The following is a 21,273-nucleotide window of genomic DNA, read 5'->3' on the forward strand; positions in this document are numbered from 1 at the left end:
CGCCCCCCTGCAGTCGTAACGTGAGCTAATGTTTGGTGACGGTCGATTTCCTCCCTGCCCGCCTAGAAATTGCCGTCACTGTGCAGGTGAAAACCACCCGCACAGCGTTCCGTGAGTGTCAGTTTTGTGGAACTGGCGCTTATCGCATTCGTGTTCAAGAGAGCTCGGGAACAACTGTCTGGGCTGACAGCTTCCTTCGAGACTGAGCGCGGAATGTTCACACTCCCAACTCGAAGGGCGCATGATGAAGAGTTCAGAAACCCGTATCCTGCTGATCGATGACGATACTGCCGATGCGTTCGTGACGAGAGAGTCGCTGTCACGAGTCGATAGCCGTCGTTACGAAATCGAGCACGCGGTAAGTCTGCGCGATGCAAAGACGCGTCTCGAAAACTTCGATTACGACGTTATTCTGCTCGACCTGAATCTCCCCGAGTCGCGGGGAATCGATACCCTTCGCCAACTCAAGGGGATTTGCCTCTCAGATACGCCGGTTATCGTGCTAACTGGGCTTGATGATGAGGAAGCCGCTCTACAACTGTTGGCCGACGGAGCTGCTGACTTTATTAGTAAAAAGGACATGCGTTCAGAAACACTGTCACGCTCAATCCAGTACACGCTTCGTCGCCAGCATTTACTGGTCGAACTGCAATCAGCCAATAAGATGCTAAGCGAGAAGAACAATCGCTTGGCGCAGCTCTACAACACTGCCCAACAATTTGTCGACAACGTTTCTCACGAGTTCCGCACGCCGTTGACGGTGATTCGAGAGTTTACCTCGATCGTCCGAGATGGCCTCGACGGACCGGTTACTGAGCGACAGGCTGAGCATCTTGAGAAAGTACTCTACCGGACAGACGATCTCTCGCTGATGGTCGACGACATGCTCGACATCAGCAAGTTGGAAGCCGGGTTGCTCGCGGTCTGGCGACGTCCTTGTTCGGTTGAGGAGCTGATCAACAACGTCGAAGGGATGATTTCCAGTCGTGCGAAGTCGCGTGGAATTGAATTTTCCGTCGATCTTCAAGTCGACTTGCCCGAAGTCTATTGCGATGAAGAGAAGGCTCGCCGCGTGTTGATCAACTTGGCGATCAATGCCATTAAGTTCACGTCGAAAGGTGGGCGAGTCCAGATTTGGGCGAAGCAGGCTGAGGAGAGTTCGGACATCGTCTTAGGTGTCACCGATACCGGGGCCGGTATTAGCAAAGAGAATCTGGAGAGCATCTTCGGTCGCTTCCGCCAGGTTGACTCGGGCATCCATTCTAGTACGAAAGGGTTCGGCCTTGGGTTGAGCATCGCCCGCGAGTTGGTGGACCTGAATCTCGGTGAGATCGACGTACAGAGCGAAGTTGGCAAAGGGAGCACATTCTCTTTCACGCTTCCACAGAACGACCTGACGACGATTGTCGATCGCTATCTTGATCGTCGGATGCAGAAGAGCCCGCAAGGTACTTCCTTGGCACTGGTTCACGCTCAAGCGACCGGGGAAATGGCGTCGTCTGCTGACGCCGTGGTCGATGAGTTTCTTCAGCGTGCGATGTGTGGCAGCGATTTGGCGGTTCGATCAGTTGATCAGAAGTGGATCATCGTTAAGGAGTGTGTCGAGGGTGAATTGCGTGACGCTTTGGCAAAGATCGAAGCCGATTGGCGTGCTTTCAAGCGGAATTGCCCAGGCGTTGAACTGCCTGATATCGCATTCACGGTTGCTGAGACTTGGTGGCTGCCGGAAAGTCGCGCCGAGGTCCGCTCAGGTGCATTGAAGGATTTAGCTACTGAGCCAGAGGAAGTGATCGAATCACCCAAGAGCGACCAGCAGCGGATTCTGGTTGTCGACGACAACGAGGACGTTAGCCGTTGTTTAAGCGTCCGACTGGAAGCGGAAGGCTATGACGTGTCAGCCGCTTACGATGGCGAGGCTGGGTTCGATGCGGCGGTTGAGACGCTACCGGACGCTGTTGTCTTGGATGTCTGCATGCCCAAGAAGGACGGCCTGACCGTGCTTCGCGAGTTGCGACAAAACGACAAGACCAAAGATACGCCGATCGTGATGCTCTCAGCGAGTATTCGTGACCAGCACGGTGCCCTTGAAGCAGGTGCCAACTTTTTCGTGCAGAAGCCGTACGCAGCGCGAGACGTGTTATCGGCGATCAAGACTTCAATGCAACAAGCCCCTAAGTCGAACGAGCGCGAGTGCGTTGCTGTCTAACATTGATTACTCGATTGCCACGCTCAAGAGTTATCAACAAGAATTCAAACTGAGAAATTATCATGTCCCTGAACAGCCTATTGCAGAACAAAACGGTCCTTTTGGTTGACGACGACGACGACTCGCTCCAAGTGATCGGGGCACGTTGTCGTAGTGTTGGGATGGAGGTTTTCACGGCTCGCAATCTTCTGACGGCTCTTGGGCAGGTCGAAAAGCATCGCCCCGATGTGGTCTGCGTTGATGTGAATATGCCGACCGGCAATGGGATTGGCTTTTGCGAGATGCTCGCGAGCGATCCGGCAACCGCTGCGATTCCTCGCATTCTGATCACAGGCGATGTCACCGCAGAGCGAAAGGAAGACGCTCGTCGTTTGAATGCTCCACTCGTACCCAAATCGTTAGACGTTTGGGGGACTTTGCTACCGCACTTGGAACGCGCTGTTTCGGTTGGGCCTGTGAAGGAGAAGCAGCCGGCGAAGGATGCAACACTAGCGAAAACTAAGGCCCCTGGGTCAGAGCGTTCAAGCACCGAGGTTCCTGCGGAATCGATCCTGAAATTTGACCGCGTCTCGCCAGGCGACCCAGAGACTGAAGTCGCCAACGCTCACGAGGTGGAAGTCCGACAGGAAGAGTTGCTTGATAGCGTTTTCGCACTGTTGGGAAGCGAGTTGGAAGAGGACGAATCTAGCGACGAGTTCACTGAAGAAGCAGGGCCGCCGTGGATTCTTTGCATCGACGACGATGCTGACTTTACAGACGCACTACGTTGTCGTCTGGAAGCTCACGGCGTTGCCGTAGTGCGGGCTTTTGACGGGATGGAAGGTTATCGAACGGCGTTCTCGAAGCCTGCCAAGGCGATCATCCTCGACTACGAGATGCCTAATGGACATGGAGACTATGTGCTACGTCGTCTCAAGGAGAATCCGGTGACTGCGGAGATCCCCGTGGTGATGCTAACCGGAAACAAAGACAAAAGCATCAAGAGGAAGCTGATGGCTCTTGGCGCGGCTGCCTACTTCAACAAGCCGGTCCGCTTTGACGAGCTTCGTCGCGAACTAGCAGAGCATGTCGAGATCTTGGGTGAACCGCTGTTGAGCGGATCGAGTAGCTAGTTGCGGACGATTTTAGAATTGGGCTGGGAATTGAAGTCTGGGAATTGAAGGGGCGTGCGACTGGTCGCACAAGAAAGTGGCATCTGATAACGCTATTACTGTTCTCGTCGTCGAAGACGATCCTGTGGATCGCCACGCACTAGGGCGCGCTCTTGATGGCTCGCCGTTGGAGTTTGAGCTGCTTGAAGCCGAGACACTCGCGGAAGGAATCGCTTCTTTGCGAGCCAATCGTGTTGACGTGGTCATGTTGGATCTTGGATTACCTGACGGCGATGGGCTCGTCAACTTGGCAGCGATTCAAGAGGCTGATCCACGTGTCCCTGTGGTGATTCTCTCCGGTCGTGTCGACGAAAGTATCGCGCTGGAAGCGGTCAAGGCGGGGGCTCAGGACTTCGTCAACAAAGTGGATTTGACGACCGAGTCCGCGGTGCGGGTGATCTCGTACGCCATTGAACGCAAGCTGACCGAGACCCGGCTTCGCGAAGGCGTCTCAGAACTCGAGCATGCCGCCCAAGTTGATCCACTAACGGGCTTGCTGAATCGGCGTGCCTTCTTGCAGCATTTGGATCGCGTCGAGCAGAAGAGCCGTTCCGAGCGACTCCCCGTGAGTTGCGCGATGCTCGACATCGATTACTTTAAGCACGTCAACGATACTTACGGGCATCCGATCGGGGACGAGGCCCTGCGAATCGTTGCCAGCCTGCTGCTTCATGAATCACGCGCCGGAGACTTGGTGTGTCGTTTCGGTGGCGAAGAGTTTTGCGTCATCCTCCTGAACACCGATGAACGGGCCGCCTTTGCTTGGGCGGATCGGGTACGCAAAACACTGGCGGAGACCATCGTTAAGACGCAGCGGTGCGATCTTCAAGTCACGGTTAGCCTGGGGGTTGCCCAGGCCTCGCGCGACATCAATGCGCTTAGCGAATTGGTCGACAAAGCCGACCAGGCTTTGCTCGCTTCGAAACAGCGCGGCAGAAACCGTGTGACGACTTATTCCGAAGTTCTTAGCAGCCGTGAAGTTGTGACCGAGGTTGCTACCGATGAAACGGACCGGACGACTCTTGGCGAATTGGCATACTCGCCGATTTCGTGTTTGTTGCTGACGGACGAGATCAGTCGTGCCGCCGACCGTCTGCTGGAGCTACGGGTACCAGCCATGCCGGTCGTGGATGGGGCGGGACGTTTCGTGGGGCTGGTTTCCGAGAAAGAGCTCTTACAAGCGATCCCCGAAGATGGGCATTGGTGTGGCACGATCGAGAAGATCGTTGATCGCACGGCGATGGGCTTTCCTAGTGATGCGAAGCTGAGCTTTGTGCGCGAGTTCATGATTCGAACGCAAACGGCGCAAGTTGCGGTCGTTTTAGAGCAGCGTCCCATTGGGCTGCTGACTCTTGAAGATCTTTTGAAGCGTCAGCGAGATGCTCAGACAGCGCATCGTTTGGTTGAAGCCGTCTAGAGTATCACCCGCGGGCTTACGCCTCGCGGCTCTGAGTGCTTTCACCTACTCTTCGGCGATGACGACTTTTTCGATCTTGTCGCCTTGCTCGATCGCATCGACGACCGACTGCCCTTCACCGAGTACCTTGCCGAAGACCGTGTGTTTGCCATCGAGCCATGGTGTGGGGACGTGCGTGATGAAGAACTGTGAGCCGTTGGTGTTGGGGCCGGAATTCGCCATCGAGAGAATGCCAGGCTGGTCGTGCTTTAGGTCGGCGACGAACTCATCCTCAAATTGATAACCAGGTCCGCCCGTGCCGGTGCCCTGCGGGCAGCCTCCCTGGATCATGAAGTCTTCAATCACGCGGTGGAAGTTCAAGCCGTCGTAGAAGCCATCGTTGGCGAGCTTCTCGAAGTTTGCCACGGTTTTCGGGGTTTGATCCTCAAACAGTTCGAGGCGAATCTCGCCCTTGCTGGTGGTAAAAGTGGCGGTCTTCATGGCTTGGGTTTCCTCTGCGCGGGGCTTGTTGTGCGTACCAATCACACAACATCGCAAGCCGTGCCAGAGTTTTCAACCCCCTGTGCAGCGCCGTAAGTTAGACGCCGAGCTTGCTCGGCGCTCGGCTATATGATCGAAGCCAGCGCCGAGCAAGCTCGGCGGCTAAACGTGCGGGCACAGGATGAACCCGGTTCCTAGAGGAGTGGCTCTAGGGCTACGTTCGCAACGTCTGGCTCATGGCCGCTGCCACGGGGACGAACAGTAGCAGCGGTGCCCACGCCGCTAGGACTGGGCGGATCATGCCCAGATCGCCAAGCGAGCGGCAACCGAGCGTCACGAGGGAGAAGAGAGTCGCCACCAGTAAGCAGATGCCGATCGAAAGAAAGACGTTGCGGTTGCGTCGCGAGAACATCAGCGGCAGCCCCAGCATCAGGAGCGTTCCATCCATCAGTGGTTGGACCGCCCGCGAGTGCACCGCTACCTGAACGTCAGGGCCAAGGTCCGTGCTCGGGTGGTGCAGTTCTTCGATCAACTCTCGAGAGGAAGAATAGTTCCGCCAGTTGGAGCCGTTGGCCAGCATCGCGAATGAGAGTTCAGAGACGACAAACACCTCGTCTTCAGCCAGCCAACTCCCATCCTTTGGCGTGACGATCACGGGTCGGTCTTCCAGGGTCAGCGTCCGCTGGTTCGTGATTTGGCTGGGGGTTGTAACTCCTTTGAGAAAGTAACCCGCGGGTCGGTTGCCCTCAGCAGGTGAAAACACGGCACTCTCGGCGACTAGGCGTCTCCCGTATTTCGCGAGTTGTCCTTCGAGGATGAACGTCGGTCGGATGATGCGTTGCTCGGCGGTGATCACTTTCTCACCGCCGATGAGAATGTCTGTCTGACTGTCGAAACGCGCTTCCAGGGGTCGCGCGTTAACGCCTCCCAGGTCTTTGCTGTCGGTGGTCAGCTCGTCTCGAAGGGAAGGGATGACGAATTCTCGATTGGCCGCTGCCGCGAGACTTACCACCGCTACGCAGACCAAAAGTGGACGCAGGATACGGTACTTCGAGATCCCCGCAGCCATCATGGCTGTCATCTCTTGATAACGCTGCAGCCAAGTCACCGTGAACATCGCGGCGATCATTGCCAAGATTCCGCTGGTTCGATCGAAGAAGTCGAGGCTGCGGTAGGCGTAATACTCCGCGATAATTTTGAAGAGGCTGCCCCCGGTTTCCTTCGCATGCGAGGAAAAGTGATCGAGGTGCCCGAAAGCATCGATCACGATGTACAGCCCCGTCAGGCTCATAAAGCAGATCGCAAAGATCTGTACGAATTGCCTGAGAAGGTAACGGTTGAGAATGAACATAGCGGCAGGAGCGTACTAGCAGACGAATCTGGAGGAAACGGCACTTTCGAGCGTTTCGTTTCGCTATAATCGTGGGTGCTAGCATCCTTGGAAGCATTCATGCAATGACTCAGTTACTCGATCGGCTACCGGGCCTCTTCGAAGAATTCCGCAGGCGTTCTTTGGACTTGGTCTTCCCGCCGACTTGTCTCGCTTGTGAAGCGGACCTCACGTCTGATTTCTGGGAAGCGGAAGGAGGATTGCTCTGCGGTGCCTGTCGTCGCCAGATCGTTCTGCTGCAAGAGCCTCTTTGCCCGGTTTGTGCCTCTCCAGTTCCGGAAGCTGGAGGAGTCCGACTCGACTGTGGTGTCTGTCGCAATAATAAGCCACGGTTTGATCGAACGATCGCTTTGGGAGAGTACGAAGGCTTATTGAGAGACCTGATTCTGCGGATGAAATCGGAGACGCGGAAACTCGTCGCTAGGAGCCTATTGGCTTTCGCATGGAAAGAGCGACACCAGGAACTCCGTGACCTAGGAGTCGACGCGATTTGTGCCGTGCCGACGCATTTGATCCGCCAGTGGCAACGAGGCGTGAACGGCCCTCACGTCCTAGCCTCCGCACTTTCGAAGGAATTGGGAGTTCCGTTTGCCAGCAAGCTGCTGTACCGAAAAAGCAACACACCGCCCCAAGCCGGTTTGAGTCGGGCAGCTCGCTCGCGCAATATTCGGGGGGAGATTCTCGTCAGAAATCGCTTAATGAAGAAGTTCCAGCATGTCTTGCTCGTCGACGACGTCCTGACGACGGGGGCCACGGCTAACGAATGCGCGAAGGTCCTCAAGCGAGCGGGAATCGCTAGGGTTTCGGTATTCGTCCTAGGTCGAACTCCTGACTTGGGCTGAGTTCCTAGGAGGATGTGAAATGGAGGCTTGGTGGGCAGGTTCGCCTTGTATCTGAGGCCGGGAAAGAGAGAATAGCTAGCATGGATGCGAATGATCTTCCCTTGAAGAATCTGCCTGACGGCAAGAAACGACCGATGGATCCGTTTCGGCGGGCGGTGGTGCGTGGCTTGGCGGTGTTGCTTCCGCCGTTGCTGACGATCGTCATTTTCTTGTGGATCGCCAACACGGTTGCCAATTATCTGCTGCTTCCCTTGGAGTCGCTGGCTCGTTGGGGTTTCAACCGGCATTACGAAAAGGGAGTGATCTCCGCGGAAGATTTGCCGGGCATTGCGACGGTTGATAAGGAGGGGCGTGTCCTCATCAAAGATACGCTCTACCAGAGGACTGGCAGTGGGCAGTTTATGCCCGAGCACCATTACGCTTTCGTTGCGGAGAATCTCGGCAAAAAGCCGATGCCGGAGAAAGCCTCGGAAATCTACCAGCGATATGTCGATCAGAAGTTTCTGAAGCGACACATCGTGATCCCGATTTTTCTGTTGGTCTTCCTGCTGATTCTTTATCTTCTCGGCCGCTTTATGGCAGCGGGGGTCGGGCGGTTCTTCTGGATGCAGTGCGAGCGGGTGATCAATCGGTTGCCGGTCGTACGGAACGTTTATTCCTCCGTGAAGCAAGTCACGGACTTTATGTTCAGCGAGCGGGAGATCGAATACACGCGCGTCATCGCTATCGAGTATCCGCGGAAAGGTGTCTGGTCGCTAGGAATGGTCACGGGAGAGAGTCTGCTCGATATTAGCACGGCGGCCAACGAGCCTGTGTTGTCGGTTTTGATTCCTACTTCGCCGATGCCATTTACAGGCTTCACGATTACGGTCAAGAAAAGCGAGGCAGTCGACCTCAACTTGACAATCGATCAGGCGTTCCAATTCATCGTCAGTTGCGGAGTGGTTGTCCCCTCGAACCAGGCAACTCAGGCAATTGCCGAACACGAGACGGCACGCGGAGCGACCGAGGCGGGCTCGTAGATGGCCGATTCTCCGTTACGAATTGGCACTCGCGCAAGTAAGCTAGCCCGCTGGCAGTCGGATTGGGTTGCGGCCGAGCTTACCAAGCGTGGGCACGCTGTCGAAATCGTCGAAATCACCACACAAGGCGATACCCAACAGCAAGGCTCGGTCGCGTCGCTGGGGCTGCAGGGCGTATTCACCAAGGAAATTCAGTCTGCCTTGCTCTCAGAAACCGTGGACATCGCGGTCCACAGTTTGAAGGACCTTCCTACGGAAACGATTGAGGGCTTAACACTAGGTGCCGTGCCACCGCGGGGGAATCCTGCGGATGCTCTCGTCAGTCGCTCGGGCAAGCTCACTGAATTGCCTGCGGGAGCACGAGTTGGCACGGGGAGCACTCGCCGACGCGCCCAGTTGCTGGCGGCCCGGCATGATTTGGAGGTGCTAGGAATCCGCGGCAACGTGGATACGCGGCTTCGCAAACTCGACGAAGGAGAATACGACGCGATCGTGCTAGCGTCTGCTGGGTTGTCTCGTTTGGGTTGGGCCGATCGGATCACGGAACGGTTCGGACCACTGACGATGCTGCCAGCGCCGGGGCAAGGGGCCTTGGGCCTGGAGTGCCGTGCCGACGACCAGAAGGTGAACGATGCGCTGCATGACTTGGACGACAACATCACCCATCGGGCAACGCTCGCCGAGCGTAACATGCTGGCAGCGCTCGAGGGCGGTTGTTCAGCCCCGGTTGCCGCGTGGGGACGCTTGGAAAATGACCAACTGAAGCTCGAGGGCTTGGTCGCAAGCCTCGACGGAGCGGACGTGTTGCGTGCTAGCACTTTTGGCAAGCTTGAAGATGCCGAGGAACTTGGGCGGATTGCGGCAGAGCAACTGCTTGACTTGGGGGCCGCGGCCATTATTGATTCCGCTCGGGGCTAAGCCACAAGTGGCAAACTTCGCCGCTAGCAATTCCTTCGATCGGCGAAACTTGCCACTTGTGGCTTAGCCGCATTCCAAGTGAGTCAGCTACGATGATGCGAACAACGCTTCATTCGCAGTCGCTTCCTCGATTCTCTTCGTCGCTAAGTTTTTTGGCACAGTGCGTGCATAGAGAAGAATCGCAACGAACGAGCAGGGGGGCGACCTGCGGTTCTTTTCTTCTCTCATGCCATACGGAATGTACATCTCGGGCGAAGGTGCCCGCGTGCAGGCCCAACGCCTGGAAGTGATCGCCAATAATCTGGCGAACGTCGAGACGCCTGGCTTCAAGCGGGATGTGCCGATGTTCCAGTCTCGCTTTGCTGAAGCGATCCAGGACGGCACCGCGTATCCTGCCAGTGGCTCGATCAACGACGTCGGTGGCGGCGTGAAAATGATCAGCACGGAGACCGACTTCTCCCGTGGCGGGATTCGCCAGACGAAAACGCCGACCGACTTTGCCATCAATGGCGAAGGGTTCTTCCACGTGCGAGGTGGTGACGGCGAGGTTTATCTCACAAGAGCTGGCAACTTCGCTCTCGACGCGAATGGCCGGTTGCAAACCCAGACGAACTTGCCTGTGCTGGACGATGCGGGCGCGGAAATCGTGATCGATACCACGCGTCCCTGGAACCTTGATGCGGGAGGGCGGATCACCCAGGACGGCGACACACGTCAACTTGGACTCTCGCAGCCGCAGTCGCTCGGCGACCTCGTGAAGATGGGCAGCAACCTGTTTCGTTCACTGGGGCCAACGACTCCGATCGAGAGAGCCGATGTCCGTCAGGGTTACCTCGAACAATCTGGGGTTAATCCAACGCGGGAAATGATGGCCATGATCGAAACGTCACGGGCATTTGAAGCGAACACGAAAATCATCCAGCACCAAGATAGCATGATCAGCGGCCTGCTGAGTCGTGTCTTGGCAAGCTAACTTAGAAGCCAGGAACTAGGGGCTAGGATTCAGTCGAGCCTACTTACTACTCACTACTTTCTACTCACTACCACTCATGAGCGTACAAACCCTTTACACCGCTGCCACAGGCATGGACGCCTTGGAAACCAAGCTGGATGTGATTGCCAATAATATGGCGAATATCAACACCACGGGTTTCAAGAAGGACCGGGCGAACTTCGAAGACCTGTTCTACCGTCAGTATCGTGCCCCTGGTGCCATTGATGCTGATGGCAGTATCACTTCGACGGGAATCGAAGTGGGCCTCGGTACGCGTGTCTCCAGCACTCAGACCAACTACACGCAAGGCTCGGCGCAAACGACGAACAATCCACTCGATTTCGCGATTGAGGGACGCGGGTTCTTTCAGGTGCAAGATCCAAACGGAGGTTTTCTGTACACGCGGGCTGGCAACTTTGGTGTGAATGCTGTCGGGCAACTCGTGCTGGGTTCCGCAACAACGGGCTGGATTCTCGATCCGCCGATCCAGATTCCCGACAACGCGACACAAGTGACCGTCAGCACCGATGGGAACGTACAGATCAGCACCACCGATACGCCAGACCTGACCCAAGTTGGGCAGATCACATTGACCAACTTCATCGATCCTGATGGCTTGTTGAAGATGGGAGATAATCTCTATCGCGAAACGGCCGCCTCGGGGCCTCCGATTGTCGATAACCCGGGGCAGAACGGTTTTGGTGTGATTCAGCAAGGTGCTTTGGAAGCCTCCAATGTCGAGCCCGTCCAGGAACTGATCGACCTCATCACCACGCAACGGGCGTTCGAGCTGAACTCACAGGTCGTCCAAGCAGGCGACCAGATCATGCAAGTCGCTACGCAGCTTCGACGGTAATCAAATCGCTGGGTATAGAAACTCTCTCATGAATCGATATAACCTCCTCACTGTGATCATGGCACTTGCGGCAGTCTTTGTCGTTGGGCAAATTCACGGAGCCGAAATTCGCTTGCGTGAACAAGCCAAAGTCACTGGCAGCCTCCTGCTGCTTGGTGACGTCGCGGATATTCACGCAGCCACCCCAGCTCGTCGGGATGAACTGGCCACCACGCCGTTGATGCCAGCTCCTCCCCAGGACCAACGGGTATTCCTCAGGGTGGCGCAAATCCGTGATCTGCTTGTCAGCCGCGGCATTAGCATGGTCGGTATCAACTTTCGTGGTGCCCCACAGGTTGCGATTGGCGATCGACTCGTTGCCACTCGCCAAGCACCTGAAGTTTCACTGTCTGAACTCCGGCAAAGCCTCGAAGACAGAATCGCACTCCACTTGGCACGGCAGACCGGGCATGCTGACTGGAAGATTGATCTGGTTGCCACCGACAGTTTGTTGAGACGCATTCAAGAAAACTCCTCCAAGCCAACCGTCGCAGGAGGTCATGAGCCATGGATTGGACGGCAACGCTTTGAGGTGCGTCAGGGCGAGACCAAGCTCACGATCATGGCCACCGTTTATCGGATGCAGAATGCCGTGTTCCTTAAACGCAATGTCGAGCGTGGCATGATCTTGCGACCCTCTGATCTGGAAACGAAATCCTATCAGGGGCGTTTGCCGAACAACGCCGTTACCAACGCGAAAGCTGCCATCGGGCAAGAAGCTCGACAAACCTTGCGTGCGGGGACGCTGCTAACTAGCGGGCAAGTGAACCCTCCGCGACTCGTCGAAAAGGGAGAGACGGTCACTGTGTTCGCTCGCACAGGTGGTGTCTTAGTTCGCACGCTTGCCATCGCGCAGCAGAATGGTGCCCTCGGCGAGTTGGTGCGAGTCGAAACCCTCGACGGCGATGATCGCTACGCGGCACGCGTGACCGGACATCGAGAATTGCAAGTGTTCGCTACCGGGGTAAACGCTGGCGAGCTGGCTGCCAACACTCGCGAAGCACTCCTCAATCGCTAATCAATCGAAGAAGTGACCATGAAGACTCATTTCAGAATACTCAGCTGCTTGGCCCTGCTCCTTAGCTTGCTGTCAAACTCGGCGGTGGCTCAAGACGCAAGCCTGCTGCAGCGACCTGTCGTTGGTGCGGAAGCACTGACGCAGCAGAACTCTTCGTTTATTTACAAGGAACTACCCCCAGCCGCGCGTCCACGAGAGCTGCAAAAGAATGACATCATTACGGTAATCGTTGATTACCGAACGCGTATGCTCAGCGAGGGTGATGCGGAGAATCGAAAAACGGCTAGCCTCCTGGCTGTACTAACCGATTGGATTCGGTTTGATGGAAAATCGATTCAACGTGCACCGCAAGCCAACGGCGACCCCTCGATTGGCGGAACACTCAATAGCCAGTATCGAGCAGAGAGTGACGTCGAACTTCGCGACACGTTGACGTTCCGCATCGGTGCCAAGATCGTCGACATCCGCCCGAACGGCAATCTCGTGATCGAGGCCCATTGGAACATCAGAAACAACGAAGAGCACTGGCGGATTTCGCTTACCGGTGTCGTTCGTCGCGAATCAATCCAGCCCGATCGTACCGTCACCAGTGACTCAATCGCTGAGCTAGATGTTGTAAAGAAGGAGATGGGCCAGGTCCGCGACGGTTACTCTCGCGGCTGGGCACAGAAGTGGTACGACAGATTTAAGCCGTTTTAGCTGCCAGCTCTCAGCCGTCAGCTATCAGCTTCCAGTATTCAAACTTTGCTTCCTGATATGAACAAGAAACTACTCATCGCTTCGCTCGCCTTTTTTTCGGCCCTGCTGGGTATTTGTGCCTCGCAAGTTGAAGCTCGTACCGCGTTGCGAAATATTTGCCGCATCAAGGGGCAGGAAGAGAATGTTCTGCGTGGGCTGGGACTTGTCGTCGGTCTGAACGGCACGGGAGAAGCCGGCGATCCGGCGACGATGCGTGCGTTGGCACGGGCGATGGAGGTGATGGGTAGTCCGGTCCCCGAGGCAACGCTCACGGCCAGTGGCAAGAATGAGCTCGCCAAAATCAAGAACGTGGCCATCGTCATGGTGACGGCAACCATCCCCGCTACGGGAGCACGTCGCGGTGACAAGCTCGATTGTCATCTCAGTGCGATCACTGGGAAGAGTCTCGCCGGCGGGCGTTTGGCGTTTGCCGCCTTGCAAGGGCCGAATACTAGGGATCGTCGCGTCTACGCTCTTTGCGAAGGCGATATCATGCTGGATGACGAAAAGCTGCCGACTGTCGCTCGCATCCACAATGGTTGCCAGATGGAAGAGGATGTCTTTACGCCGCTTGAGCAAGATGGCTACGTGACCCTGATTCTAGACCGACACCACGCCAACTTCCAAACGGCCACCGAGGTTGTTGAGTCGGTACGCCGGAGTTTCTCCGATGAGAACGAAGAAATGGTGAAAGCGGTGAACGCGGCCAACATTGTCGTGCAGATTCCCGAGCAGTATCGCGGAGAACCGGTCACGTTTCTCGCTGACCTGTTGGACATCAACGTTTACTCGCCTGAGCCTGAAGCTCGCGTAGTGATCAACCCCCGCTCAGGGAGCATTGTCATTAGTGGTGATGTGACGATCGGTGAAGTGGTCGTCTCGCACAAGAACGTGGTGATCGAAATCACTGAACAGGCGAAATTCGAAGCCATCGGCGACGAACAAGCCCCTAACGCTCGGCTGCAGTCTTTGGTCACAGCGCTCGACTCGTTGAAAGTTCCTGCTGAGGATGTGATCGACATCATTCAGGGAATCGAAGCGAACGGGAAGCTGCATGGGCAACTGATTATGAAATAGCGAGCCGTGTCGTCCTCGACCACTGCCATCAACCATTTCTCAACAGATTCTCAGAACTATGGATATCAACCCTTCACAACTTACTGCTGTTAAGCCACTGCGTGTTACGAGTACGGGTGATGAGCAGAAACTTGAAGCGGCTCGAGAGTTGAAGCAGGCTTATGGCGATTTCATTGGGAAATCGTTCTTCGGCCAACTCATGAAATCGATGCGATCGACGGTTGGTAAGCCGGCCTACTTCGATGGCGGACGGGCAGAAGAGGTTTTTCGCGGGCAGCTTGATCAGACGCTGGCCGACCACATGACCGTTGCCAGTGCCGACAAGATTGCCGACCCAATGTTCCGGCACCAGTTTCCCGAGCATGCTGAGCTTTTGCGTCAAGCTGAGGAGCAGGCTCAGGACAGCTTGACCGATCTGACTGCATTGCAACGCCGCTAGTAGTAGCCCTATCGCTCCGCGATAGGAAAGCAACCGATTGAATAACGACGCACAGCTGAAAAGCCTGCCAGCCATTCATTTTATTCAGCAATTCCTGTCGCCCCAGCGACAGGGCTACTGTGACCTGCCAAGGACGAAACTCTCGTGACCGAATCAGAAAACGCAACGCTACCTCTTGAATCTTCGTGGGATGCCGAGGTCGCGGCGTTGCTGGAGCGACTCTCGACAGCACAGTCCGGGTTGCTTTCGTTGCTAGCATCCAAGCGCGCACTGATCATGCAGAAGGATCATCAGGCTTTGGAACTGCTAGCACCCGAGGAGGCTGCACTGAGCGCCGAGTTGGCGGCTTGTCATCAGCAACGTGAGGGGCTGCTCGCTCGTGCTGCTCGAGAGGGATTGCCGGGAAAAACGCTCACGGACGCTTGCGAAAATCTCCCTAATAAAGCTGGCAAGGCGTTATCGAAACCGCTAGCAGAAGCTCGCCAACGGAGTGAGTTGATACGTCACGAATGCTTAGCGCAATGGGTGATCGTCCAGCGGACCGTGCTGCATTTGTCACAGATGTTGGAAATAGTCGCTACTGGCGGGCGTACGAAGCCGACTTATGACAATGGGGCATCGCAGAGTAAGACCGCGATGCGTGCTAGCAGCGGTTCGTTGATGGACAAGGCTGTCTAGCACACTTTTCAAACCAGCTAGACAAGCACGCAGCGAAAGCTAGTGAATTAGCGTTCGAGAGAATCATTCACTCGCTTGCGTGCCGTGCTTGTATGAATTGACTGTTCGACCATGTCGCTGTTCGGTTCCATACAGATTGCGGGTAATACGCTCAACGCCATGCAGATTGGTCTGCAGGTGGTGGGCAACAATATTGCCAATGCCAACACGCCCGGCTACATCCGCGAGAAGGCGATCTTTTCTCCTGCGCCGACGCAGCAGATTGGGAATCTCACGCTTGGCCTAGGCGTCGAAGTTGAAGCGATTGTCCAGAACCTCGACAAGTTTGTCGTGGATCGGCTGCGTGACGCTGCGGGCGATCGGGCGAGCGCTGATATCCAAGAAAAAGTCTACCGTGACCTCGAAGCAATTCTCGGCGAACTGTCTGACACGGATGTGAGCACTTCGCTCTCGAACTTTTTCAACAGCATCGACGACGTGCTGGGAGAAGATTCGATCCCTGTACGGAATCTGGCTGTGCAAGAAGGAGTGACGCTGGCGACATCGATCTCCACGCTGCACCGACGGGTGAGCGTTGTCGGTAACGACTTCAACCAACAAGTCGAAGACCTGGCTCTGGAGGTCAACTCACTAACCGAAGAAATTCGCGGGCTTAATCTGAATATTGTGGCCCTCGAAGGTGGCGAAGCGGGCACTTCAGAAGCAGGAGCCTTGCGGAGCCAACGGCAAACCGCCCTTGCGCGATTAGGGGAGATCGTTGACCTGACGGTGAACGAGAGCCCGTCGGGTCTCGTGAATCTCACCGTCGGTGGGCAGTTCTTGGTGTTCGAAGGGACACGTAGCGAAGTCCAGGTTGGCTACGAGACGAGCGACGGACAATTGCAGGCGAAGTTGGAGTTTGTGGAAGATGGAAGCGAGTTGCAAGTCACCGGGGGAGAACTGCACGGCATTTATCAGGCTCGTGATGGCATCGTCGGCGAGTTTCTGGGGCAACTTGATAGTTTCGCGGGAGCTTTAGCCAACGAATTCAATAAGCAGTTTTCCAGCGGCCAGGGCCTGAGTGGTTACAAGACCGTGACCAGCACGGAATCAGTCCTCGACGCGACGGTTGCCCTCGATGAGGCGGGCTTAGCATTCACGCCGCAGAACGGGCAGTTCAACCTGTTGCTGCACAATACAGAAACCAACCAGTTCACCCCGCACACGATTCAAGTCGACCTGAATGGACTCGACGGCGACGATACCCTGACGACGCTGGCAGAGAAAATCAACGCGATCGATGGTGTGACAGCGGAAGTCACGGTTGAGAACGAGCTGCGACTCTCCGCTGATTCGGGCGATATCGAGCTCGGCTTTCAAAACGATACTAGTGGTGTGTTGGCGGCGCTGGGAATCAATACGTTTTTCACCGGCGATAGCGCTGCCACTCTGGGGGTCAACGAAGAACTTCTCAAGGATGGTTCCAAGTTTGCTGTGTCGCTAGATGGCATCGGCACAAGTACTGAGAACGGCGTGCTGCTTTCTGCGTTCCAGAATCAAGCTCTCGAGGATTACGAAGGCAGCACGATCACCGATCTTTACGATCAGTTGATCAATAGCACGACTCAAGGCTCGACGGTTGCTAGTGCGGTGGCTGATGGACTGCGGAACTTCGAGCAAACCCTTGATGCAAGTGCACAGGCCATCAGCGGTGTCAATTTGGATGAAGAAGCGGTGGATATGATTTTGCTGCAGCGGACCTACCAGGCGGCTGCCAGGTATTTATCGACGCTGTCGGAATTGTTGGATGTCTTGATCAGCATTTAGGAGAGATGGTGAGAGCCGGGATCTGGCTCGCTATTCGTTATGTCCATTCCCATCCCCACATCACGTGCTCCTGGATTGCTGTCGCGAGAGCGACTGGTTCAACAACTTCAAGCGGATCAGCTTGATCTGTTTCGGATTCAGAACCAGATCAGCACCGGCCGGCGGATCAACTTACCGAGCGATGATGCCCCCGCCGCTCTGCGGGCCATTACGCTCCAACGGCTCATTGAGCGGAAGGAGCAACTCGATACGAATATCACTACAGGTAAGACCTTTCTCTCCAATGCCGATACGGTGCTTGGTGGTGCCTCGAATATACTTACAGGCATTCGCGGTGCAGCTTTGGGAGTTGCAGGTACAGACGTCACTCAGGAAGAGAGAGATTCGATTGCCCAAGTAATTGAGCAAGATTTGGCGGGGCTTCTACGCCTAGCGAATTCAAATTTTCGCGGGCGCTATCTATTCGCTGGAGCACAAACCCAGGCCCTCCCCTTCGAGGCTGTCGATGGTTTTGTCCGTTACAACGGCGACGGTGGGGAACTCAGAAACTTCTCGGACATTGATGTTCTTTTTTCATCGAACGCTGCCGGCAGCGAAGTCTTCGGTGCTTTTTCCAGTCAAGTCCAGGGCAGCACAGACCTGAATCCTCAACTTACGGTCGACACGCCGTTGAGCAGTCTGCGTGAGGGGCGTGGTATCAGTCCCAATGGTTCGATCACCGTGTCTGATGGCTCGAATATTTCGGTCGTTGACCTGAGTAACGCGTCGACCATCGGTGACGTTGTGCGATTGATCGAAGCGAGCCCGCCTGAGGGACGCAAGGTGAGCGTCGGGCTGACTTCCAATGGGTTGACAGTTCAGTTGGATACCATCGGAGGTGGCAATCTAACGATCTCGGAATTTGTCGGTGGTAGTGCCGCATCCGAATTGGGAATTCTTGACGAAGCGGGCGTGGGGGTTGGTGTTCTCACTGGAACCGACCTTAACCCCGTGATCTTGCCAACGACGAAGTTGGATGATCTACTCGGCTCGAAAGCGACCGCCCGGCTTATCTCCTCGGGTATCAATAACGATGTCTTGTTGGAAGCGGGGGTGAACGGCTCTTCGTTCAATGGCGCTTCGATCCAACTTGTCGATGACGACTTGTTGAGGGCGTCTTCTGGAATTGCGGCCGGGAATGAATTCGCTGATTTCGATCCGAATGCGAGAGCTTCGAGCGCTTCGCTAAGGCTCAACGGCACCGGTGACGACCTAATCGTCACAGCAAATACGGCTGGAGCGGCTTTCAATGATGTGAGGATCTTTATCAATGGTCAGACAGGCTTAGGCAACGCTGCTCTAGCGACCTACGATGCGGTCAATAAGCGACTGAATATCACGATCGATGATGCGGGGGCAACTACGGCTCAAGAAGTCGTGAATGCGATCAACGGGACGGGCGTCTTTACAGCAACCCATGACAACAGTGTGGAAGGGACCTTCGATCCGGCAGCGCTCATCGACCCCTCGAACATCGCCAATGTGACCGGCGACACAGGGAAGAGCGGCGGCGATGCGAACACCTTGTATGTTCATATTGCAGAAAATGCTTCGACGGCTAATCACGTCATAGCGGCGATCAATGCTGAAGGGACCTTTGAGGCGAGAATCGATCCGCTTGATACGTCCAATCTTGCCCAAGAAGGGACCGGCTTGGTGACGGCCGGGAATGCAGCCACAGCGAGTGGTGGCAGCGGAGAGACGTTGGATTTGACTTCAGGCCTTCGCGTGGTAAATGGTGGAGAGACGTTCAACATCGATTTTACCGGAGCCGAATCCGTCGCCGACCTGTTGAACGTATTGAATACCGAAGAGTACGGGCTGCGGGCCGAGTTGAATGAAACTCGATCGGGTATCAACATCAGCACCCGGTTGGCAGGAACCGATTTTCAAATCGGCGAAAGCGGGGGCATCACCGCGACTCAGCTTGGCGTGCGATCTTTGACTACTGAAACCAAGCTGAGCGAATTGAATTACGGAGTCGGGGTTCCGACGCGTGATGGTGACGACTTTACGATTACTTCGCAGGATGCCCTGGGGGTTGATGTCGTTCTGAACTTCGACGTCTCAGGTGCAAGCACCCTGGGCGACGTGATTGATCTGATCAATACGCACCCAGCAAACAACACAGCAGGCGTTGCGTTACGTGCACGTCAGGCCGCGACCGGAAACGGGATTATCATCGTCGATGACAATCCAACAGGAACCGGGGACATCACCGTGACCGCAGAGTTCGGCAGCCAAGCGGCAGAATACCTGGGGCTGACGGACGAAACCGGCCAACGGGTTAGTAACACCGGGATCCTGTCCGGCAGCGATCAGTTGTTCTTGGAAGCGGACAGTGTTTTCACGACGCTCATTCGTTTGCGCGATGCCTTGGAGGAAGGGGATATTGAGGCGATCGGTCGCGCCGTCAACCAAATTGATGACGATGTCGACCAAGTTTCCTCCTCCCGTGCTACGGTAGGTGCTCGGTTGCAAGGATTGGATGTCACCCAGATCAACCTAGAGGACGAAGAGGTCCAACTACGGGCAGCGTTGTCCGAGCAGATCGACGTCGATCTGGTTGAGGCGATTTCGCAGCTTACCGCACGGCAGACATCGTTGCAGGCGTCCCTGCAAACGACGGCAAATCTATTGCAGTTGTCCTTGCTGAATTTCATCTGAATTCGCAAGCTTGGTTAGCCGTCGAGCTTGCTCGATGTGTGGATTTCTCGTCGAGGAAGCTCGACGGCTAACGATGAGCCTGACTTCCGGTTAGGTAAACTCATCCGGCATTGAGGCTACAAAAAGTATTCAGAGCCGGAACTTTATTCTTTTTTCTGGCCAAATCTCCTTGGCTGCGACGAAGAAACGAACGGATTCCCCAGATAGGGGAGTCGATAGCAGGAAACGACAAACCAGGAAGGTTTGGGCTAGAGACATGGAAGTAAAAACCTCGCGTTTTGGCGTTCTGCGTGTTTTGCCGCAGGACTTGATCACGTTCGAGCAAGGAATTGTTGGATTCCGGGAACTGCGTCGCTGGTGCCTTCTATCCGATGCGGATTGTCCCGCGCTCGGATGGCTGCAGAGTGTCGATTCGCCAGAAGTGGCGCTCGGCATCGTGAGTCCGCGCCGTTTTGTCCCAGAGTATCAACTCCGAGCCGCACGGCAGGATCTTCACGAGTTGCACCTCAAGGCAGAACGCGATGCCCAAGTCGTTGTGATTGTGAGCCGAAGTGAGGAAGGTTTTAGTCTGAATCTACGAGCTCCGATTGTCGTGAATGTTGAGAATCGCAGAGGTTGCCAAGTGGTCTCGCGAGATCCTTTACCAGTGAAACGGCTGATACCGATGCCTCAGGCAGAGCTACGCCGTACAGCCTAAGCCACTTGCAGAGACGAAACCACAAAACCCACCCACAAATCCCCCAAGACTCACTAACGAGTTTTTGCAAACCAGAGTGCAACCGTCCCGGCGGTTGCCAAGGCGGTTGAGCCATGTTGGTACTATCAAGACAACGCGACGAGAGCATCATCATCGGCGACAACGTCGTCATCACGATTGTTGACGTGCGTGGTGACAAAGTGAAACTGGGCATCGACGCTCCGCAGGAGATCCCAGTGCATCGTCGAGAAGTGTACGAAGCGATTCGTCGCGAGAACGAGCAAGCCGCGAAGCTTCGCCCTGACGAAGTTCGCACGCTCAATAAAATCCCTAAAAGCGAGCGTTCTTAATTCATCCTGAATCCGATCAGCCCTATGCATAGGCTACGGGCTACAAGCGTTTCTCTCGTCATTCTGACAGCGTGCTCTCATCACGGCTAAACACGCCTACACTTGGGCTAACCGCAACTCTCGCAACGCTTTATGTCGGACTGTAACGGTTCTAGCAGTCAGTCGTTTGAACGATTGAAAAAGCTAGCAAGTTGAGCCAGGTCGCCCTAACGCTCCTATCTTAACAGGACGATTTAGCACCGTAGACGATCCGCTTTTGCCGCGAATGCCCACCCTCCCCCAGTTTGGTGAGTATTCAATAGGCGACGGGGCCGAGGCGGAAAATTTACGAAATGAAACGCGCATGTCGCATATTTGCGACCTACGGTTTTAGGTCCGATTTTCCGGCGCAGCCCCCGACAGAGGGCGAGGATGCCGAGGATCGTCGCGATTGCCTTGCAACAAGGCGG

19 protein-coding genes are annotated in these 21,273 nt (G+C 55.5%); 17 read left to right on the forward strand and 2 right to left on the reverse strand.

Translation table 11 applies throughout. The annotated features are described in order from the left end of the window. Positions 1-244 precede the first annotated feature (244 nt). From RIB44_03110 to RIB44_03120, 3 genes are all read left to right on the forward strand, one after another. Positions 245-2,206, forward strand: a complete 1,962-nt coding sequence (locus tag RIB44_03110) for a response regulator (GenBank protein MEQ8615563.1) — start codon at positions 245-247, stop codon at positions 2,204-2,206. Between the two features lie 62 nt (positions 2,207-2,268). Continuing rightward, positions 2,269-3,318 carry a response regulator gene (locus tag RIB44_03115; GenBank protein ID MEQ8615564.1) on the forward strand — a complete coding sequence of 350 codons (1,050 nt, stop codon included), beginning with the start codon at positions 2,269-2,271 and terminating at the stop codon, positions 3,316-3,318. 76 nt (positions 3,319-3,394) lie between these two features. Further along, the gene (locus RIB44_03120) at positions 3,395-4,774 is read left to right on the forward strand and encodes a diguanylate cyclase (protein ID MEQ8615565.1); all 1,380 of its coding nucleotides are present in this window, start codon (positions 3,395-3,397) and stop codon (positions 4,772-4,774) included. Positions 4,775-4,819: 45 nt separating this feature from the next. On the opposite strand, the gene RIB44_03125 is transcribed toward RIB44_03120, so the two are convergent. Continuing rightward, complete coding sequence (locus RIB44_03125) at positions 4,820-5,254, reverse strand: peptidylprolyl isomerase (protein ID MEQ8615566.1); 435 nt, start codon at positions 5,252-5,254, stop codon at positions 4,820-4,822. A 214-nt stretch (positions 5,255-5,468) separates the two neighbouring features. After that, the gene (locus tag RIB44_03130; protein MEQ8615567.1) at positions 5,469-6,605 is read right to left on the reverse strand and encodes an LptF/LptG family permease; all 1,137 of its coding nucleotides are present in this window, start codon (positions 6,603-6,605) and stop codon (positions 5,469-5,471) included. A 104-nt stretch (positions 6,606-6,709) separates the two neighbouring features. Here RIB44_03130 and RIB44_03135 point away from each other — a divergent pair, with 104 nt between their 5' ends. From RIB44_03135 to csrA, 14 genes are all read left to right on the forward strand, one after another. Then, positions 6,710-7,486 (forward strand): ComF family protein, encoded by a 777-nt coding sequence (locus RIB44_03135; protein MEQ8615568.1) that lies wholly within the window; start codon positions 6,710-6,712, stop codon positions 7,484-7,486. An 80-nt stretch (positions 7,487-7,566) separates the two neighbouring features. After that, a complete protein-coding gene (locus tag RIB44_03140) occupies positions 7,567-8,508 on the forward strand; it encodes a DUF502 domain-containing protein (protein MEQ8615569.1) in 942 nt (313 codons plus the stop codon). Then, positions 8,509-9,426 (forward strand): hydroxymethylbilane synthase, encoded by a 918-nt coding sequence (gene hemC, locus RIB44_03145; protein ID MEQ8615570.1) that lies wholly within the window; start codon positions 8,509-8,511, stop codon positions 9,424-9,426. A 226-nt stretch (positions 9,427-9,652) separates the two neighbouring features. Then, positions 9,653-10,399 (forward strand): flagellar hook-basal body protein, encoded by a 747-nt coding sequence (locus RIB44_03150; GenBank protein MEQ8615571.1) that lies wholly within the window; start codon positions 9,653-9,655, stop codon positions 10,397-10,399. A 76-nt stretch (positions 10,400-10,475) separates the two neighbouring features. After that, positions 10,476-11,276 (forward strand): flagellar basal-body rod protein FlgG, encoded by an 801-nt coding sequence (gene flgG / locus RIB44_03155; protein ID MEQ8615572.1) that lies wholly within the window; start codon positions 10,476-10,478, stop codon positions 11,274-11,276. Positions 11,277-11,304: 28 nt separating this feature from the next. Then, positions 11,305-12,333: a flagellar basal body P-ring formation chaperone FlgA gene (flgA, locus tag RIB44_03160; GenBank protein MEQ8615573.1), complete on the forward strand. Its 1,029-nt coding sequence runs from the start codon at positions 11,305-11,307 to the stop codon at positions 12,331-12,333. A gap of 18 nt (positions 12,334-12,351) precedes the next feature. Further along, positions 12,352-13,032, forward strand: a complete 681-nt coding sequence (locus RIB44_03165; GenBank protein ID MEQ8615574.1) for a flagellar basal body L-ring protein FlgH — start codon at positions 12,352-12,354, stop codon at positions 13,030-13,032. A gap of 57 nt (positions 13,033-13,089) precedes the next feature. After that, positions 13,090-14,148 (forward strand): flagellar basal body P-ring protein FlgI, encoded by a 1,059-nt coding sequence (locus RIB44_03170; GenBank protein ID MEQ8615575.1) that lies wholly within the window; start codon positions 13,090-13,092, stop codon positions 14,146-14,148. A 58-nt stretch (positions 14,149-14,206) separates the two neighbouring features. Beyond that, complete coding sequence (locus RIB44_03175) at positions 14,207-14,587, forward strand: rod-binding protein (GenBank protein MEQ8615576.1); 381 nt, start codon at positions 14,207-14,209, stop codon at positions 14,585-14,587. Between the two features lie 144 nt (positions 14,588-14,731). Next, positions 14,732-15,265 (forward strand): flagellar export chaperone FlgN, encoded by a 534-nt coding sequence (flgN, locus tag RIB44_03180; GenBank protein MEQ8615577.1) that lies wholly within the window; start codon positions 14,732-14,734, stop codon positions 15,263-15,265. A 111-nt stretch (positions 15,266-15,376) separates the two neighbouring features. Continuing rightward, a complete protein-coding gene (gene flgK / locus RIB44_03185) occupies positions 15,377-17,071 on the forward strand; it encodes a flagellar hook-associated protein FlgK (protein MEQ8615578.1) in 1,695 nt (564 codons plus the stop codon). A 39-nt stretch (positions 17,072-17,110) separates the two neighbouring features. Then, on the forward strand, positions 17,111-19,777 hold the full coding sequence (locus RIB44_03190) for a flagellin (GenBank protein MEQ8615579.1): 2,667 nt from the start codon (positions 17,111-17,113) through the stop codon (positions 19,775-19,777). 256 nt (positions 19,778-20,033) lie between these two features. Further along, positions 20,034-20,474 (forward strand): flagellar assembly protein FliW, encoded by a 441-nt coding sequence (fliW, locus tag RIB44_03195; GenBank protein ID MEQ8615580.1) that lies wholly within the window; start codon positions 20,034-20,036, stop codon positions 20,472-20,474. A 113-nt stretch (positions 20,475-20,587) separates the two neighbouring features. Continuing rightward, positions 20,588-20,824, forward strand: a complete 237-nt coding sequence (gene csrA, locus RIB44_03200; GenBank protein ID MEQ8615581.1) for a carbon storage regulator CsrA — start codon at positions 20,588-20,590, stop codon at positions 20,822-20,824. Positions 20,825-21,273: the final 449 nt, after the last annotated feature.

The sequence above is a fragment of the Lacipirellulaceae bacterium genome (genome assembly GCA_040218535.1).
Classification (GTDB): domain Bacteria; phylum Planctomycetota; class Planctomycetia; order Pirellulales; family Lacipirellulaceae; genus Adhaeretor.

Bases quoted from the DNA above. Each gene is read 5' to 3' on its own strand.
- RIB44_03110 (MEQ8615563.1), top strand. From the start codon at position 245: ATGAAGAGTTCAGAAACCCGTATCCTGCTGATCGATGACGATACTGCC.
- RIB44_03115 (MEQ8615564.1), top strand. From the start codon at position 2,269: ATGTCCCTGAACAGCCTATTGCAGAACAAAACGGTCCTTTTGGTTGAC.
- RIB44_03125 (MEQ8615566.1), bottom strand. From the start codon at position 5,254: ATGAAGACCGCCACTTTTACCACCAGCAAGGGCGAGATTCGCCTCGAA.
- RIB44_03130 (MEQ8615567.1), bottom strand. From the start codon at position 6,605: ATGTTCATTCTCAACCGTTACCTTCTCAGGCAATTCGTACAGATCTTT.
- RIB44_03135 (MEQ8615568.1), top strand. From the start codon at position 6,710: ATGACTCAGTTACTCGATCGGCTACCGGGCCTCTTCGAAGAATTCCGC.
- RIB44_03140 (MEQ8615569.1), top strand. From the start codon at position 7,567: ATGGATGCGAATGATCTTCCCTTGAAGAATCTGCCTGACGGCAAGAAA.
- hemC (MEQ8615570.1), top strand. From the start codon at position 8,509: ATGGCCGATTCTCCGTTACGAATTGGCACTCGCGCAAGTAAGCTAGCC.
- RIB44_03150 (MEQ8615571.1), top strand. From the start codon at position 9,653: ATGCCATACGGAATGTACATCTCGGGCGAAGGTGCCCGCGTGCAGGCC.
- flgG (MEQ8615572.1), top strand. From the start codon at position 10,476: ATGAGCGTACAAACCCTTTACACCGCTGCCACAGGCATGGACGCCTTG.
- flgA (MEQ8615573.1), top strand. From the start codon at position 11,305: ATGAATCGATATAACCTCCTCACTGTGATCATGGCACTTGCGGCAGTC.
- RIB44_03165 (MEQ8615574.1), top strand. From the start codon at position 12,352: ATGAAGACTCATTTCAGAATACTCAGCTGCTTGGCCCTGCTCCTTAGC.
- RIB44_03170 (MEQ8615575.1), top strand. From the start codon at position 13,090: ATGAACAAGAAACTACTCATCGCTTCGCTCGCCTTTTTTTCGGCCCTG.
- RIB44_03175 (MEQ8615576.1), top strand. From the start codon at position 14,207: ATGGATATCAACCCTTCACAACTTACTGCTGTTAAGCCACTGCGTGTT.
- flgK (MEQ8615578.1), top strand. From the start codon at position 15,377: ATGTCGCTGTTCGGTTCCATACAGATTGCGGGTAATACGCTCAACGCC.
- RIB44_03190 (MEQ8615579.1), top strand. From the start codon at position 17,111: ATGTCCATTCCCATCCCCACATCACGTGCTCCTGGATTGCTGTCGCGA.
- fliW (MEQ8615580.1), top strand. From the start codon at position 20,034: ATGGAAGTAAAAACCTCGCGTTTTGGCGTTCTGCGTGTTTTGCCGCAG.
- csrA (MEQ8615581.1), top strand. From the start codon at position 20,588: ATGTTGGTACTATCAAGACAACGCGACGAGAGCATCATCATCGGCGAC.